A 15,420-nucleotide genomic window follows, 5' to 3' on the forward strand; every position below is an offset into this window, starting at 1 on the left:
GGTCGGAGACAGACTGGGGAATCGCCCTCCAGGGTATCCCGGCGTGACAAGTCGCCGGGTCGCCCTCACCCACGCAGTGTCTCCTCCAGCTTCCGCGCCACCGACTCGGCCTCGTCACCGGGCAGCGGCGCGCCCTCCGGGCCGGTCACGTAGAAGGCGTCCACGGCGTTGGCACCGAGCGTCGAGACGTGCGCGCTGCGCATCTGCACGCTCGCGTCCTCCAGGGCGCGGCCGATGCGGAACAGCAGGCCGGGGGCGTCCTGGGAGCGGACCTCGATCACCGTGGCCAGCCGGGAGGCGGCCGGGTGGACCGACACCCGGGGCGGCGGGGCCACCACGCCCCGGCGGCGCGGATAGGCCGCGTCCCGTTCGGCGAGGCGGCCGGCGATGTCCAGGGAGCCGTCCAGCGCCCGGACGAGGTCCGTGCGGAGGCGGGCCGCCTGCGGCAGGGAGCCGTACTCGGCGGCGACCCGCCAGTCCAGCAGCAGGACGGAGCCGTCGACACCGTCCGGGAGGGTCAGCGACCGCAGCTCCGCCGTTCGTACGGTCAGCCGATGCATCGCGAGGACACCGGCCACCGCGGACAGCACACCCGGCTGCTCGGGCACGGCGATGAGCAGCTCCACGCCCAGCGGCTCGGGGTCACCGGAGGGCTCCTGCCCGGCGGGCGGCTCGGTCTGTGCCCGCAGGGAGAGGACCGGGCTGCCCGTCGCGACCGCCTCGATGGCGAGCCGCTCCTGCTCGGTGGTCGGCGCGGCCTCCTCGGGATCGGCCGGGGCGTCCCCGGCGAGCACCGCCGCGACCCGCCTGACGAGGTCGGCGACGAGCGAACCGCGCCAGGACGACCAGGCGGCCGGGCCGGTGGCGAGAGCGTCGGCCTCGGTGAGCGCGTGCAGCAGTTCCAGGGTGCCCTCGGAGCCGACGGCCTCGGCGACGGAGCGCACGGTGGCCGGGTCCTCCAGGTCACGCCGGGTGGCCGTCTCGACGAGCAGCAGGTGGTGCCGTACGAGGGTGGCGACGACCGTCACGTCGTGGCGGTCGAAACCGATGCGGGCGGCCACGTCCTTGGCGATGATCTCGCCGGCCACCGAGTGGTCGCCGGGCCATCCCTTGCCGATGTCGTGCAGCAGCGCGGCGACCAGCAGCAGGTCGGGGCGGCTGACCCTGCGGGTGAACTCGGAGGCGCGCACGGCGGTCTCGATGAGATGCCGGTCGACGGTCCAGAGGTGCACGGCGTTGCGCTGCGGGCGGCAGCGCACCCGCTCCCAGTCGGGCAGCAGCCGCGTGATCAGACCCTCGGCCTCCAGCGCCTCCCAGACCTCGATGGTCGGGCGGCCGGAGCCGAGCAGGGTGACGAGCTGTTCACGCGCCTCGGCGGGCCAGGGCGTGGGCAGCGGGCGCACGGTGGCCGCCATGCGCCGTACGGCGTGCAGGGAGAGCGGGAGTCCGGCCTGCGCGGCGGCGGCCGCGGCGCGCAGCGGCAGTACGGGGTCGCGCTCGGGGCGCGCGGCACGGGCGAGCACCACCTCGCCGTCCTGCTCCACCACGCCTTCGGCCAGCGGAGAACGCTCGGCGGTCGGCTTCCCGCCACCCAGCATGGCGCGCAGTCGGGGCCGCACGGCGCGCGACCTCAGTACGCGCCCTACCTCGCGCCAGGTGACGTCACTGGCGTACGAGACGAGCCGCGCCGCCTCGTACACCTGCCGCAGCAGCGTGTCCGCGTCGAGCAGACCCAGCTCGGCGGCCACCTGGTCCTGCTCCTGGAGGGCGAGCCGGTCGGTCGCCCTACCGGTGGCCAGGTGCAGTGCGTCCCGTACGTCGAGGAGCCGGCGCCGTGCGTCGGCGAGGCCCTCGCGCGGGGCGTCGGCGAGCCAGGAGGCGGCGACGGCCCGCAGGGCGGTGGCGTCGCGCAGCCCGCCGCGGGCCTCCTTCAGGTCGGGCTCCAGGAGGTACTGCAACTCGCCTTGGCGCTCGGCGCGTTCGGCGCACAGCTCCTGGAGTTCGGGGAGGCGCTTGGGCGCCTGGTTGCGCCAGTCGGCCAGCACGGCCGTACGCAGCCCGGCCGTGAGGCCGAGGTCGCCGGCGAGGTGCCGGGCGTCCAGCAGGCCGAGCTGCACCTTGAGGTCCTCGCCGGCGGTCTTGCGGGCCTCGGCCGGCGTCCGGACGGAGTGGTCGAGGGCCAGGCCCAGGTCCCACACCGGGTACCAGAGCCGGTCGGCGAGGGCGGCGACCGCCTTGCTGTCGCTGCCGTCGTGCAGCAGGAGCAGGTCGAGGTCGCTGCGCGGGGAGAGTTCGCCGCGTCCGTAGCCGCCGACGGCGACCAGGGAGGCCCCGCGCAGCCCTTCCGCGCCCGCGGTGAACAACCCGGTGAGCCAGTCGTCCGTCAGTTCGGCCAGGGCCGCACGGCGCGGCGGCCCGGACCGCGCCTCCTCGGTGAGGAGACGCAGCCGGGCCGCCGCGTAGCCGCTGGGTCCCGAGTCCTCTGCTTCCTTCTGCACGTCCGTACCCGTCACCCAGCGACTCCTGTTCTGTTTGCCTGCCTCAGAGCGCGTCGGGGCCGCGCTCGCCGGTCCGGACCCGTACGGCCGTGTCGACCGGGATGGACCAGACCTTGCCGTCACCGATCTTGCCGGTGCGGGCCGCCTTGACGACGACATCGATCAGCTGCTCGGCGTCGTCGTCCTCGACCAGGACCTCGATGCGGATCTTGGGGACCAGGTCGACGGTGTACTCGGCGCCGCGGTAGACCTCGGTGTGGCCCCGCTGCCGACCGTAGCCGCTGGCCTCGGTGACCGTCAGGCCGTGTACGCCGAAGGCCTGGAGGGCTTCCTTGATCTCGTCGAGCCGGTGCGGCTTCACGACGGCGGTGATGAGCTTCATGCGTCCACCTTCTTGCTCTCGGCTCCGGCCACGGCGGCCGCGACGGCGGCGGTCTTGGCGGCACCGCCACCGGCGCCGCTGAAGTCGTATGCGGTCTCGGCGTGCTCGGACTGGTCGATGCCGGCGATCTCGTCGTCCTCGGGGACCCGCATGCCGATGGTCTTGTCGAGGATGAAGGCGAGGAGCGCCGAGACGATCAGCGAGTAGGCGAGCACACCGCCGACACCGGCGAGCTGCTTCCACAGCTGGTCGAACGTGTGGTCGCCGTAGAACACGCCCGTGGCCTCGGACTGGCCCTTACCGCTGGCGAAGAAGCCGATCAGGATGGAGCCGACCACGCCACCGACGAGGTGGACACCCACGACGTCGAGCGAGTCGTCGTAGCCGAACTTGTACTTCAGGCCCACGGCCATGGCGCACAGGACACCGGCGATGGCGCCGACGGCGATCGCGCCCATCGGGGTGACCGAACCACCGGCCGGGGTGATGGCGACCAGACCCGCGACCGCACCGGAGGCGGCGCCCAGCGTGGTGAACGCGCCGTGGCGGATCTTCTCGTAGGCAAGCCAGGCCAGCATGGCGGCGGCGGTGGCGATCTGCGTGTTGACGAACATCAGGGAACCGACGCCGTCGTCGTTGCCGAGCCACGAGCCGGCGTTGAAGCCGAACCAGCCGAACCACAGCAGACCGGCGCCGAGCATGACCAGCGGGAGGCTGTGCGGACGCATCGGGTCCCTCTTGAAACCGACCCGCTTGCCGATGACCAGGATCACGCCGAGCGCCGCGGCACCCGCGTTGATGTGGACCGCGGTACCACCGGCGAAGTCGATCACGCCCATGTCGAAGGCCCAGCCGCCATCGCCCCAGACCCAGTGGGCGACCGGGAAGTACACGACCGTGGCCCACAGCGCGATGAACAGCGCCCAGGCGGAGAACTTCACGCGGTCCGCGAGAGCACCGCTGATCAGGGCGGGCGTGATGATCGCGAACATCAGCTGGAAGACGAAGAAGACCAGCAGCGGGATGTTGTACGTCGTGCCCGCCGAGCTCCACAGCTCGCCCTTGTCGACGCTGCTGAGGCCGATCCAGTCGGAGTTCCAGCCGATGAGGTGGCCGGAGTCGGTGCCGAACGCCATGGAGAAGCCGTACAGCACCCACAGGATGGTGACGATCCCAAGGCTGATGAAACTCATCATCAGCATGTTCAGGGTGCTCTTGACGCGGACCATGCCTCCGTAGAAGAAGGCCAGGCCCGGTGTCATGAGCATCACCAGGGCGGAACAGATGAGCATGAACCCTGTGTTGGCGGCAGACAGCTTGGGTGCTTCTGCGGCAAGGGTGATGGCTGGTGCCATCGGCGTCTCCTCGTCGTTGGTACGGCCCCGTGCGGGCGAAGCCTCGAGCGGTATGAGGGGTGGGCCGGTTATGCGCCACGAGATTGGCGCAGCGCGGTTTCGGTGGAAGCCCCTCGTTGTTTCGCCGCCGTGACGAAGGCGCTCTGTGTGTTACGCCTCGATGAACTGCCGGATTGCGGCTGCGTCGATCGTTATCGTGCCGCAATCTTCCGCGCGGAAGCGGGTCCGGCCGCGGTCGGCCTTCCGATGACCTGGCATGGGGGAGCCGAGTCGGGCAGTTCGGGAGGGCCGGCCACGGCCGGGGTTCAGGGGCGCGGGCAGGTTCTTCGGAGAGGGGGGCTCAGACCGCCTCGGCCGTCTCGGGCAGCTCGGCGGCGAGCCGCTCGGTGAGGTCGACAACCTCGCCGAGGTCACCGAAGTCGCGTGCGGCCGAGTCGACCGTCTTTCGGATACGAGTGTTGACCCGCTCGGAGCGGACCTTCTTGGCGACCTGCATGGCCTGCGAGGCGAAGACCGTGCACTGCTCGGGCTCGCGCTGGAGGAGGTTCACCGTGGCCATCCCGATCAGGTTCAGCGCATACGACCGCTGGTGCTCGCCGTCCTCGGCGAAGAGCTCGACGGCCCGCTGCATCAGGGGTTCGGCCAGCGAGGCGTACGTGGGGCTGCGGCCGGCGACATAGGCCAGGTCGCGGTACGAGTGGGAGTTCTCGCCGTACAGCTCGGCCTCGGAGAAGAAGCGGATCCAGTCGGGGTCGGGCTCGTCCCACTCGTCGGCCTCGGCGAAGGTGTCCTCGGCCATCCGGACCGCCCGCTTGCACCTGCCGGGCTGGCCCATGTTGGCGTAGGCGCGGGCCTCCATCGCATACAGCATCGATTGGATGCGCGGGCTCGCGCAGTCCCGGCTGCCGTACTGCGCGAGGTGGATCAGCTCCAGCGCATCGTCGGGTCGGCCGAGGTGGATCATCTGCCGGCTCATGCTGGACAGCACGTACGAACCGAGGGGCCGGTCACCGGCCTCCTTCGCGGCGTGCAGCGCGAGGACGAAGTACTTCTGGGCGGTCGGCTGGAGCCCGACGTCGTACGACATCCAGCCGGCCAGCTCGGCGAGTTCGGCGGCGACCTTGAACAGGCGCCGGGTGGTGGCCTCGGGCTGGGGCTCCTGAAGCAGGTCCGTCACCTCGTGCAGCTGCCCGACGACCGCCTTGCGGCGCAGGCCGCCGCCGCACTGGGCGTCCCACTGCCGGAACATCACGGCCGTGGACTCCAGCAGGTCCAGCTCCGGCTTGGAGAGCCGGCCGCGGGCCCGCCCGGAGGGGCCGGCCGCGGGCTCGGGCTCCGGCCGCGGAGCCGGGGGCGAGGGGACGAGCCAGCGCTGCATGGGCTCGATGAGGGCCGGGCCCGCAGACAGGACCAGCGAGCTCCCGAGGAAGCCGCGCCGCGCCAGCATCAGGTCGCTGCGCGAGAACTCGCTGAGCAGGGCCACGGTCTGCGGGCCCGTCCAGGGCAGGTCGACGCCGGTCGCGGAGGGTGACTGCCGCGCGGTGCGCAGCCCCAGGTCCTCGACGGAGACGACGACGCCGAAGCGCTCCGAGAACAGCTCGGACAGGATCCTGGGGATCGGCTCGCGGGGGTTCTCGCCGTCGAGCCAGCGGCGGACGCGCGAGGTGTCCGTGGAGATGTGGTTGGCGCCCAGCTGGCGTGCCCGGCGGTTGACCTGGCGGGCGAGTTCGCCCTTGGACCAGCCGCTGCGCACGAACCAGGAGGTGAGCAGCTCGTTCGGGCGCTTGTCAGCGTGCGTCGCGTTTGCAGCGTTCGTCCCGCTTCCGCCGTTGCCGCTCACTGGAACGCCCCCATCCCTGAGACCACTTGTCGCCTAGTGCGCCAAGCCCTATCAGCATGCCGGTTCGTACGGCCGCCCGTCCGGTCCTTGTCACCCTTCGAACGGAATGCCGACTTGCCTCCGGCATACCCACGAGTGCATGTGCCCCCAGGACTCGTGCACACAAAGTAATCCTACGATCACCCGTCCAACCATGGTCCACACGGAAACGCCACCATTCGCCACCCCAACGAATGAACTCACGCACGCGTCATCGCGATTCACTTGACACGGGACAACCAGGAGCGGGTGCAGCGGTGCACTCAGGGGCGCGTGCCGCCAGACGCACCGCCCTGAGCACTTCCGGGCGCCGAGTGAACCGATCACCACCGGGAAGGCCGGAACAGAGAGTCACGTATTGCGTCCGCTGCGTAACTACCGGTGGTTCGGACCCGTTGGAGGGGGCATGGGCTTCACGATCGGCATCAGCCGGGGCATGCGCGACATCCGGTCCGGCTCACGCCGCCGCGGCCGCATGTCGGACGGCATCGCCGTGGCCGAGTACACCGGCCTGTGGGGCTGGGACGTGATGCCGGGGGCCCGGGCCGCGGCCGGCGCCTGCTCCTGCGGCCGCCGTGACTGCCCGGCGCCGGGCGCGCATCCGCTGGACTTCGCGCCGGTGATCCCCGCCGGGGCGACGCTGGACGAGGTGACCGAGACGTGGGGCGAGTTCCCAGGCGCCTCGGTGATGCTGCCGGTCGGCCGGGCGTTCGACGTCATCGAGGTGGCCGAACCCGCCGGCTGCCGCGCACTGGCCCGGCTGGAGCGCATGGGCCTGCCCGTCGGCCCGGTCGCGGCGACCCCGGACGGCCGCGCCCATTTCTTCGTCGCCCCCGGCGCCTCCGCCGATCTGCCCGGCCTGCTCTACCGCATGGGCTGGGACGACCCGGCCGCCCTCGACCTGCGCGGTCTCGGCCCCGACACGCACATCACGGCACCGCCCTCCGATCGCGGCGGACTCGGTCCGGTGCGCTGGCTGCGCTCCCCCGCCCTGGACTCGGCGTCCAGGCCACCGGAGGCCCGCCTGGTGCTGGGCACGCTGGCGTATGTGGCGCACCGGTCACGGGCCTAGGACCTGTCGTGCACAGCGAAGCGCCCGACCCGACGGCATATCGGGGCGGGCGCTTCGTTGTCGCATACGAATTCTCGGACGTGGCTGCTCGGCGGTTGCCGCAGCTCACTCTCCGATAAGGGCATCGACGAACGCCTCCGGCTCGAACGGCGCCAGGTCGTCCGCGCCCTCCCCGAGTCCGACCAGCTTGACCGGAACGCCCAGCTCGCGCTGGACCGCGACCACGATGCCGCCCTTGGCCGTGCCGTCCAGCTTGGTGAGGACGATGCCGGTGATGTCGACGACCTCGGCGAAGACCCGGGCCTGGACCAGGCCGTTCTGGCCGGTGGTGGCGTCGAGCACGAGCAGCACCTCGTCCACCGGGGCGTGCTTCTCCACCACCCGCTTGACCTTGCCGAGCTCGTCCATGAGGCCGGTCTTGGTGTGCAGGCGGCCGGCGGTGTCGATGAGCACGACGTTCGCGCCCATCTCCTTGCCCTCCTTGACCGCGTCGAAGGCGACGGAGGCGGGGTCGCCGGCCTCCGGTCCACGCACGGTGTGGGCCCCGACGCGCTCCCCCCAGGTCTGGAGCTGGTCGGCTGCGGCGGCCCGGAAGGTGTCGGCGGCGCCGAGGACGACGCTCTGGCCGTCGGCCACCAGGACACGGGCGAGCTTGCCGGTGGTGGTGGTCTTGCCGGTGCCGTTGACGCCGACGACCATCACGATGCCCGGCTTGCGGTCCTCCGGCTCGGTCTTGACGGCACGGTCCATGTCCCGGCCGACCAGCGTGATGAGTTCCTCGCGCAGCAGGGTGCGCAGTTCCTCGGGGGTGCGGGTGCCGAGCACCTTCACACGCTCGCGCAGGCGCTCGACCAGTTCCTGGGTGGGCTGCACGCCGACGTCGGCGGTGAGCAGGGTGTCCTCGATCTCCTCCCAGGTGTCCTCGTCGAGGTGCTCGCGCGACAGCAGGGTCAGCAAGCCCTGGCCGAGAGCGTTCTGCGAGCGGGAGAGCCGGGCCCTCAGCCGGACCAGGCGGCCCGCGGTGGGCTCCGGGATCTCGATCTCGGGAGCCTCGGTGGGCGGCTCCTCGACGACGACCGGAGCCGAGCCGTCGGGGAGATCCACCTCCTCTATCGTGCGCCGCGGTTCCTCCCGCGGCGTCTCGGCCTCGTCGCCGACGTGCGGCTCGGCCGGTGGGGCGGTGATGTCGGGCGCTGCGGGCGGGGGCGGGGGCAGCTGCTTCTTGCGCCGGCTGCCGACGATGAGCCCGCCGAGCGCGGCGAGCACGACCACGGCGATGACTACAGCAAGGATGACGATGTCCATAACCCGTCCAGTATCAGCCATGGGGCCCCGGGTCACCCTGCTTGTGCCGTCCTCCCGGGACAAGGGCTGCCGGATCTCCACGCCCCTGGATGTCTGACGCCCCGTCAGCTAACGTCCTCCGGACACCCGCCCGGTGAAGGGAGACGTCCCATGCCCGTCTCGGTCGTACGCTTCAACCTCGTCGCTCCCGGGGCCACCTCCGCCGAGCTCGGCGCCCGTTACCGGGCGGCCCTGGAGATGGCCGCGTACGCCGACGACCGGGGTGTGACCACCGTGCAGACGGAGGAGCACCACGGGGCCGGCAACAACTGGCTGCCGTCGCCGTTCGCCTTCGCGGGGGCCGTCTTCGGCGCGACCCGGCGTGTCGCGGTCACCGTCTCGGCGGTCATCGGCCCGCTGCACGACCCGCTGCGGCTCGCCGAGGAGATCGCCGTGCTGGACCTGCTGAGCGGCGGCCGGCTGGTGACGGTCGCCGGGATCGGGTACCGGCCCGAGGAGTACGACCTGTTCGGCGTGGACTTCGCCCGGCGCGGGCGGCTCCAGGACGAGCTGCTGGAGACGCTGCTCGCGGCCTGGACGGGCGAGCCCTTCACCTATCGGGGCCGCACGGTCCGGATCACCCCGCGTCCGTACACCGAACCGCACCCCCTGCTCCTGGTCGGCGGCTCCTCCAGGGCCGCCGCCCGCCGGGCCGCCCGGCTCGGCCTGCCCTTCTTCCCCAGCGCCCATCTGCCGGAGCTGGAGGCGTACTACAAGGAGCGGCTCGTGGAGTACGGCACCGAGGGCTGGGTGATGATGCCGGCCGCGGAGACACCGCTGCTGCATGTGGCCGAGGATCCGGACCGGGCCTGGGAGGAGTACGGGGAGCACTTCCTGCACGAGGCGCGGACGTACGCCTCCTGGCAGTCGGGCGGCGTGCGCTCGGCGGTGAAGTCGGCCGCGACGACGGTCGAGGATCTGCGGGCGGAGGGCGTGTACCGGATCCTCACGCCGGAGCAGTGCGTGGGACTGGGGATGGACTCCTTCGTCCTGCATCCGCTGGCGGGCGGAATGCCGGTGGAGGAGGGGTGGCGGAGTCTGCATCTGTTCTGCGAGCAGGTGCTGCCGGGCCTGGGGAGCTGACGCTCACGGATATCCGGTGGTCAGCCGTTGCCCCTCGGTGAGCCACTGACGCCATGAGCCTGTCGGTCGATGTACTCCCGCGAGGGCCGGACGGACGGCGGCGGATGCCCGACGCCACCGAGGGACGCGACGACTCGGCCGGCTTTGCATCCTGACGCACGACAGTGCGGGTATCGGAGCCGGTGCGTGCGCTGGGCGCCCGGTTCCTTCCGGTGTCGGCCGACGGTGATCTGGAGATCGAGGCCGAGGATGTCGCGGAGTTCCTGGACGAGGCGGCGCTGCCGCGTGACCACCTCGACGCGATCGCCGAGAGCACGCGGCGGCCGCGAGGCTCGCGAAGCACCGGCAGAGTCTGGTACGGCGGCTGCGGGACCTGGAAGTCGCCGCGCTGCCCGCCCGGGTGATCGGGGGGCGGCGTCGTCCGGTGACACAAGAGACCGCCGCCCCGGCTCTGGCAGTGGCCGAACCGGGGCGACGGCGGGTTACGGGGAGGGGGCAGCGGGGACTTTGGCCCTCCTCCCCGAGTGTGCGGGACGGGCTCAGCCCATCTCCTCCAGGGCCTTGCCCTTCGTCTCCTTGACGAACTTCAGGACGAACGGGATGGAGAGCGCGGCGAACGCGGTGTAGATCACGTAGGTCGCGGACAGGTTCCAGTCGGCCAGCGACGGGAAGCTCGCGGTGATGGCCCAGTTGGCGATCCACTGCGCGGCGGCGGCCACACCCAGGGCGGCGGCGCGGATCTTGTTGGGGAACATCTCGCCGAGGAAGACCCAGACGACCACACCCCAGGACAGGGCGAAGAAGAGGACGAAGATGTGCGCGGCGATCAGGGCGATCCAGCCCTGCGTGGCGGGCAGCTTCCCGTCGACCAGGTGGTACGAGAACGCCCAGGCCTCCAGCGCCAGGCCGACGACCATGCCGACCGAGCCGATGATCGCGAGCGGCCGGCGGCCGATGCGGTCGACGAAGATCATCGCGATGACGGTGCCGACGATGTTGATGATCGACGTGGTGAAGGAGTAGAAGAACGAGTCCGTCGGGTCGACACCGACCGACTGCCACAGCGTCGAGGAGTAGTAGAACGCGACGTTGATGCCGACGAACTGCTGGAAGACCGACAGGCCGATGCCGACCCAGACGATCGGCTTGAAGAAGAAGCCGCCGCCGAGCAGGTCCTTGAAGCTGGACTTGTGCTCGCTCTTCATGGCGTGCTCGATCTCGGTGACACGGGCGTCCAGGTCGACGTCCTTGCCCTCGACCTCGGTGAGGATCTCCCGGGCGCGCTCGTGCTTGCCGACGGAGATGAGGAAGCGCGGGGACTCCGGGATGACGAAGGAGAGCAGCCCGTAGAGGACGGCCGGGACGACCATGACGCCGAGCATGACCTGCCAGGCTTCCAGGCCCATCAGCTTGCCGCGCTGGTCACCGTCGGCGGCGTTCAGTACACCCCAGTTGACCAGCTGCGACACGGCGATGCCGATGACGATCGCGGCCTGCTGGAAGGAGCCGAGCCGACCGCGGTAGGCGGGCGGGGCGACCTCGGCGATGTAGGCCGGGCCGATCACCGAGGCCATGCCGATGGCGAAGCCGCCGACGACGCGCCAGAAGGCGAGGTCCCACAGGGCGAAGGGGAGCGCGGAGCCGACGGCGCTGACGGTGAAGAGGACCGCGGCGATCTGCATGCACCGGATGCGGCCGATGCGGTCGGCTATGCGGCCGGCGGTCGCGGCGCCGATGGCGCAGCCGATGAGGGCGATGGCGATGACCTGGGCGAGGGCTGCGGAGCCGACGTCATAGCGGTCCCGGATGGCCTCGACGGCGCCGTTGATCACGGAACTGTCGTAGCCGAAGAGGAAACCGCCCATCGCGGCCGCCGCCGCGATGAAGATGACATGCCCGAGATGCTCGGGATGAGCCGCCCTGGCTCCTGACTTGGGTGCCTGCGCTGTGCTGGTCACGTGTACTCCTCGGGCCACCGGCAACGCTGCCGGAGCGGATCAGCCTTCGAGGTGCCACCTGAAGGTACCTGAAGGTAAAAGGAACGTTGCCGAGACTATGCCTTCAAGTTTCGAAGTCAATAGATCAGTAGCTGTGAATCTGAGGCAGGAGTGTGTCGGTGATGTGTTCAAGAATTGAAGTCACCGAGGGCCGCAGGTGAGACCGGTGTAGAGCACACTCACCTAGCGGAGGCGCTGGCTGATGACCTTCGACACACCGTCGCCCTGCATGGAGACGCCGTAGAGCGCGTCGGCGACCTCCATCGTGCGTTTCTGGTGCGTGATCACGATCAGCTGGGAGGCTTCCTGGAGCTCCTGCATGATCCGGATGAGCCGCTGGAGGTTGGTGTCGTCAAGAGCGGCCTCGACCTCGTCCATGACGTAGAACGGGCTCGGCCGTGCCTTGAAGATCGACACGAGCAGCGCCACGGCGGTCAGCGACCGCTCCCCGCCGGAGAGCAGCGACAACCGCTTGACCTTCTTGCCCGGCGGACGGGCCTCGACGTCCACGCCCGTGGTGAGCATGTTGTCGGGGTCGGTCAGGATCAGCCGCCCCTCACCACCCGGGAACAGCCGGCTGAAGACGCCCTCGAACTCGCGGGCCGTGTCCCGGTAGGCCTCGGTGAAGACCTGCTCGACGCGCTCGTCGACCTCCTTCACCACCTGGAGGAGATCCGCCCGCGTCTTCTTGAGGTCCTCGAGCTGCTCGCTGAGGAACTGGTGGCGTTCCTCCAGCGCCGCGAACTCCTCCAGGGCGAGCGGGTTCACCTTCCCGAGCTGCTGGTAGGCGCGCTCGGCCGACTTCAGACGTTTCTCCTGCTCGGACCGGACGAACGGCTTCGGCCGGTTGCGCGGGTGCTCCGGGTCCTCCGGCAGCTCCTCGCCCTCGGCGGGGGGCGAGGGCGGCACGAGCTGGTGCGGTCCGTACTCCGCCACCAGCCCCGCCGGTTCGACACCCAGCTCCTCCAGCGCCTTGGTCTCCAGCTGCTCGATCCGCAGCCGCTTCTCGGCGCCGAGTACCTCGCCGCGGTGGACCGAATCCGTCAACTTGTCGAGCTCGGCCTTGAGATCGCGTCCCTCGGTGCGGGCACGGGCGAGTTCCTGTTCGCGGCGGGCCTTGGCGGCTTCGGCGGCGGTGCGCTCCTCGTCGGCGCGGGTGAGGGAGACCTCGACGTGCGCGAGCAGCTGCCGGGCGCCCGAGCCGACGGCCTCCGCGACGGCGGCCTCGTGCCGCAGCCGGGCCCTCCGCTGCTCGGCACGCGCGCGTGCCTCGCGTTCCGCGCGGGCGGCCCGGTCCAGGGAGTCGGCCCGGCCGGCCAGGCCCTTGACCCGTTCCTCGTGCGTACGGACCTGGAGGCGGGCCTCCATCTCCGTCTGGCGCGCGTTGGCACCATCGGCGGCGAGCCGGTCCCGTACGGAGGTGTCGGGCTCCTCCTCGATCGGCATCTCCTCGGCGACAGCGAGCCGCTCGGCGAGTTCCTCGACCTCCGCGAGTGCCTTGTCGAGGGCCTCCTGTGCCCGGGCCGCGGCGGCGGTGGACCGCTCGGCCTCCCCCGCCGCTCCCCGTGCCTGCCCGGCGAGCCGGCCGAGCTGCTGGGCGACGGCCGACTTCTCCCGGTCGGCGGCCCGGCGCCGCTCCCCCAGCTCCTCGACCAGCGCGGCGCACTCCTTACGGCGTTCCACCGCCGTCTGCTGGGCCTCGGTCAGCGCCTCGCAGCGGACGGCCAGCTCTTCGAGCTCGGCTGCGGCCTCGTCCACGGAGGCCTGTACTTCGAGGAGGCTGGGGGCGCCTGCGGAGCCGCCGTGGGCGAAGTGGGCGCTGAGGAGATCGCCTTCGGCCGTTACGGCGGTGAGGTCGGGGTGGGCGTAGACGAGTTCTTCGGCGTCTTCGAGGGTGCCGACGACGACGATGCCGTGGAGCAGCCGTCGTACGGCAGGCATCAGTTCGGAGGGGCCGCGGACCAGGTCGGCGGCGAACGTGTGTCGTGCGTCTGCGGGACCGTCGTGGCCGGTCGCGCAGTTCCCCGCGCCCCCAGGGCGAGGATCTCCCGCCAGGAGCAGAGTTGCCCGGCCTCCGTCCTGTTTGCGCAGCAGGCGGATGGCGTCGGCGGCCGCGGACGGGGTGGTGACGGCCAGGGCGTCGGCGGCGACACCGAACGCTGCGGCCAGGGCGACTTCGTGGCCGGGGGTCACCGTCAGGAGTTCCGCCGCCGGGCCGAGGAGGCCGGAGAGACGGTCCTTCGCCGCGAGCAGTATCCCGGTGCCGTCCTTGCGGCGCAGGCCGAGCGCCAGGGCCTCGTGGCGGGCCTGGGTCGCGGCGCGTTTGCGTTCCGCCGCCGTGCTCGCCTCGCGAGCTGCCGTGAGGGCGGCCTCGGCCTCGGTGAGCTGCTGCTTCGCCGTCTCGTGCTGTTCTGCGAGTTCCGCGTCGCCGGCGTCGAGGCCGTCGACCTCGGCCTTGAGTGCCTCGTACTCCTCCTGCGCGGCGACTGCACGTTCCTGCGCCTCGTCACGGGCGGCGGCCAGGCGTTCGATCTCGGCCTGGGCGGAGGCGGCGCGGGAGCGGGCGGCGTTGACCTGGCCGCTGAGCCGGGCCAGGCCCTCGCGCCGGTCGGCGATGGCCCGGGCGGCGTCCCTCAGGCGCCGTTCCTCCTGGGTGAGCGCGCGTTCCAGCTCGGCGCGGTGGGCGACCGTGTCCTCCAGGGCGCGTTCGGCCGCGTCCAGGGCCGCTTCCAGCTCGGCCTCCTGCTCGCGGATGCGGGCGGCCTCGCGCTCCATGTCCTCCGGGTCGCGGCCGCGCCGCTCTTCGGGAGGGGCGGAGGTGGCGCTCTTCACGCGGGCGTCGGCCAGCGAGATCGTGCCGCGCACCCGCTCGGCGAGCTGCGAGAGCTCGTACCAGGTCTGCTGCGCGCGCTGGAGGCGCGGCGTGAGCTGCCGTACCTCGTCCTCCAGGAGGGCCTCGCGCTGGAGCGCCCTGCGCAGCTCCTGCTCGGCGGCCTCCTTGCGCTCCTTCAGCGCGGCCTCGTCGGCGACCTCGGCCTTGAGGGCTTCCCGGAGCCGCACGAGGTCGTCGGCCAGCAGCCGCAGCCGGGCGTCACGCAGGTCGGCCTGGATGACGGCGGCCCGACGGGCCACGGCGGCCTGACGGCCGAGAGGCTTGAGCTGGCGCCTGAGCTCGTCGGTGAGGTCCTGCACGCGCGCGAGGTTGGCCTGCATCGCGTCCAGTTTGCGCAGCGCCTTCTCCTTGCGCTTGCGGTGCTTGAGGACGCCGGCGGCCTCCTCGATGAACGCGCGGCGGCCCATGGGGTCGGCGTGCAGCACGGAGTCGAGCTGGCCCTGACCGACGATGACGTGCATCTCGCGGCCGATGCCGGAGTCGGAGAGGAGCTCCTGGATGTCGAGGAGGCGGCAGGTGTCGCCGTTGATCTGGTACTCGCTGCCACCGTTGCGGAACATGATCCGCGTGATGGTGACCTCGGCGTACTCGATGGGCAGGGCCCCGTCGGAGTTGTCGATGGTCAGGGACACCTCGGCCCGGCCCAGCGGTGGGCGGCCGGTGGTGCCGGCGAAGATGACGTCCTCCATCTTGCCGCCGCGCAGCGACTTGGCGCCCTGCTCGCCCATGACCCAGCTGAGCGCGTCGACGACGTTGGACTTGCCCGAGCCGTTCGGTCCGACGACGCACGTGATCCCCGGCTCGAACCGGAGGGTGGTCGCCGAGGCGAACGACTTGAACCCGCGGAGGGTCAGGGCCTTGAGGTGCACGCCGCTGGACTCTACCGCTCGGGTTCGTCTCACTCCATGAACCCACGG

At 71.4% G+C, this 15,420-nt stretch carries 10 protein-coding genes; 3 read left to right on the top strand and 7 right to left on the bottom strand.

The features are described 5' to 3' along the window. Positions 1-65 precede the first annotated feature (65 nt). From ACZ6TU_RS22635 to nsdA, 4 genes are all read right to left on the bottom strand, one after another. Positions 66-2,513 (bottom strand): [protein-PII] uridylyltransferase, encoded by a 2,448-nt coding sequence (locus tag ACZ6TU_RS22635; RefSeq protein ID WP_467676983.1) that lies wholly within the window; start codon positions 2,511-2,513, stop codon positions 66-68. A 28-nt stretch (positions 2,514-2,541) separates the two neighbouring features. Continuing rightward, the gene (locus ACZ6TU_RS22640) at positions 2,542-2,880 is read right to left on the bottom strand and encodes a P-II family nitrogen regulator (protein ID WP_003993253.1); all 339 of its coding nucleotides are present in this window, start codon (positions 2,878-2,880) and stop codon (positions 2,542-2,544) included. After that, a complete protein-coding gene (locus ACZ6TU_RS22645; protein ID WP_467676981.1) occupies positions 2,877-4,235 on the bottom strand; it encodes an ammonium transporter in 1,359 nt (452 codons plus the stop codon). Before ACZ6TU_RS22645 ends, ACZ6TU_RS22640 begins: the two co-directional genes overlap by 4 nt. Before the next feature lie 340 nt (positions 4,236-4,575). After that, entirely contained in the window at positions 4,576-6,075 is a 1,500-nt protein-coding gene (nsdA, locus tag ACZ6TU_RS22650) for a transcriptional repressor NsdA (RefSeq protein WP_469550591.1), read from the bottom strand. 445 nt (positions 6,076-6,520) lie between these two features. Between nsdA and ACZ6TU_RS22655 the strand changes: the two genes are divergently transcribed. After that, on the top strand, positions 6,521-7,186 hold the full coding sequence (locus ACZ6TU_RS22655; protein WP_467676977.1) for a bifunctional DNA primase/polymerase: 666 nt from the start codon (positions 6,521-6,523) through the stop codon (positions 7,184-7,186). Between the two features lie 105 nt (positions 7,187-7,291). On the opposite strand, the gene ftsY is transcribed toward ACZ6TU_RS22655, so the two are convergent. Then, positions 7,292-8,491: a signal recognition particle-docking protein FtsY gene (gene ftsY / locus ACZ6TU_RS22660; RefSeq protein WP_467676975.1), complete on the bottom strand. Its 1,200-nt coding sequence runs from the start codon at positions 8,489-8,491 to the stop codon at positions 7,292-7,294. A gap of 150 nt (positions 8,492-8,641) precedes the next feature. Between ftsY and ACZ6TU_RS22665 the strand changes: the two genes are divergently transcribed. Next, the gene (locus tag ACZ6TU_RS22665) at positions 8,642-9,613 is read left to right on the top strand and encodes an LLM class flavin-dependent oxidoreductase (protein ID WP_467676973.1); all 972 of its coding nucleotides are present in this window, start codon (positions 8,642-8,644) and stop codon (positions 9,611-9,613) included. 182 nt (positions 9,614-9,795) lie between these two features. Further along, positions 9,796-10,017 carry a hypothetical protein gene (locus tag ACZ6TU_RS22670; RefSeq protein ID WP_469550595.1) on the top strand — a complete coding sequence of 74 codons (222 nt, stop codon included), beginning with the start codon at positions 9,796-9,798 and terminating at the stop codon, positions 10,015-10,017. A gap of 135 nt (positions 10,018-10,152) precedes the next feature. Here the strand turns inward: ACZ6TU_RS22670 and ACZ6TU_RS22675 are convergent, their stop codons facing one another. Together ACZ6TU_RS22675 and smc are read right to left on the bottom strand one after the other, a co-directional pair. Then, the gene (locus ACZ6TU_RS22675) at positions 10,153-11,571 is read right to left on the bottom strand and encodes a sugar porter family MFS transporter (protein ID WP_467676969.1); all 1,419 of its coding nucleotides are present in this window, start codon (positions 11,569-11,571) and stop codon (positions 10,153-10,155) included. A gap of 222 nt (positions 11,572-11,793) precedes the next feature. Further along, the gene (gene smc, locus ACZ6TU_RS22680) at positions 11,794-15,372 is read right to left on the bottom strand and encodes a chromosome segregation protein SMC (RefSeq protein WP_469550597.1); all 3,579 of its coding nucleotides are present in this window, start codon (positions 15,370-15,372) and stop codon (positions 11,794-11,796) included. Positions 15,373-15,420 lie beyond the last annotated feature (48 nt).

Source organism: Streptomyces sp. NPDC052064 (assembly GCF_055585925.1).

Coding starts and splice junctions, on each gene's coding strand:
- ACZ6TU_RS22655 (WP_467676977.1), top strand. CDS start 6,521: ATGGGCTTCACGATCGGCATCAGCCGGGGCATGCGCGACATCCGGTCC.
- ACZ6TU_RS22645 (WP_467676981.1), bottom strand. CDS start 4,235: ATGGCACCAGCCATCACCCTTGCCGCAGAAGCACCCAAGCTGTCTGCC.
- ACZ6TU_RS22640 (WP_003993253.1), bottom strand. CDS start 2,880: ATGAAGCTCATCACCGCCGTCGTGAAGCCGCACCGGCTCGACGAGATC.
- ftsY (WP_467676975.1), bottom strand. CDS start 8,491: ATGGACATCGTCATCCTTGCTGTAGTCATCGCCGTGGTCGTGCTCGCC.
- ACZ6TU_RS22665 (WP_467676973.1), top strand. CDS start 8,642: ATGCCCGTCTCGGTCGTACGCTTCAACCTCGTCGCTCCCGGGGCCACC.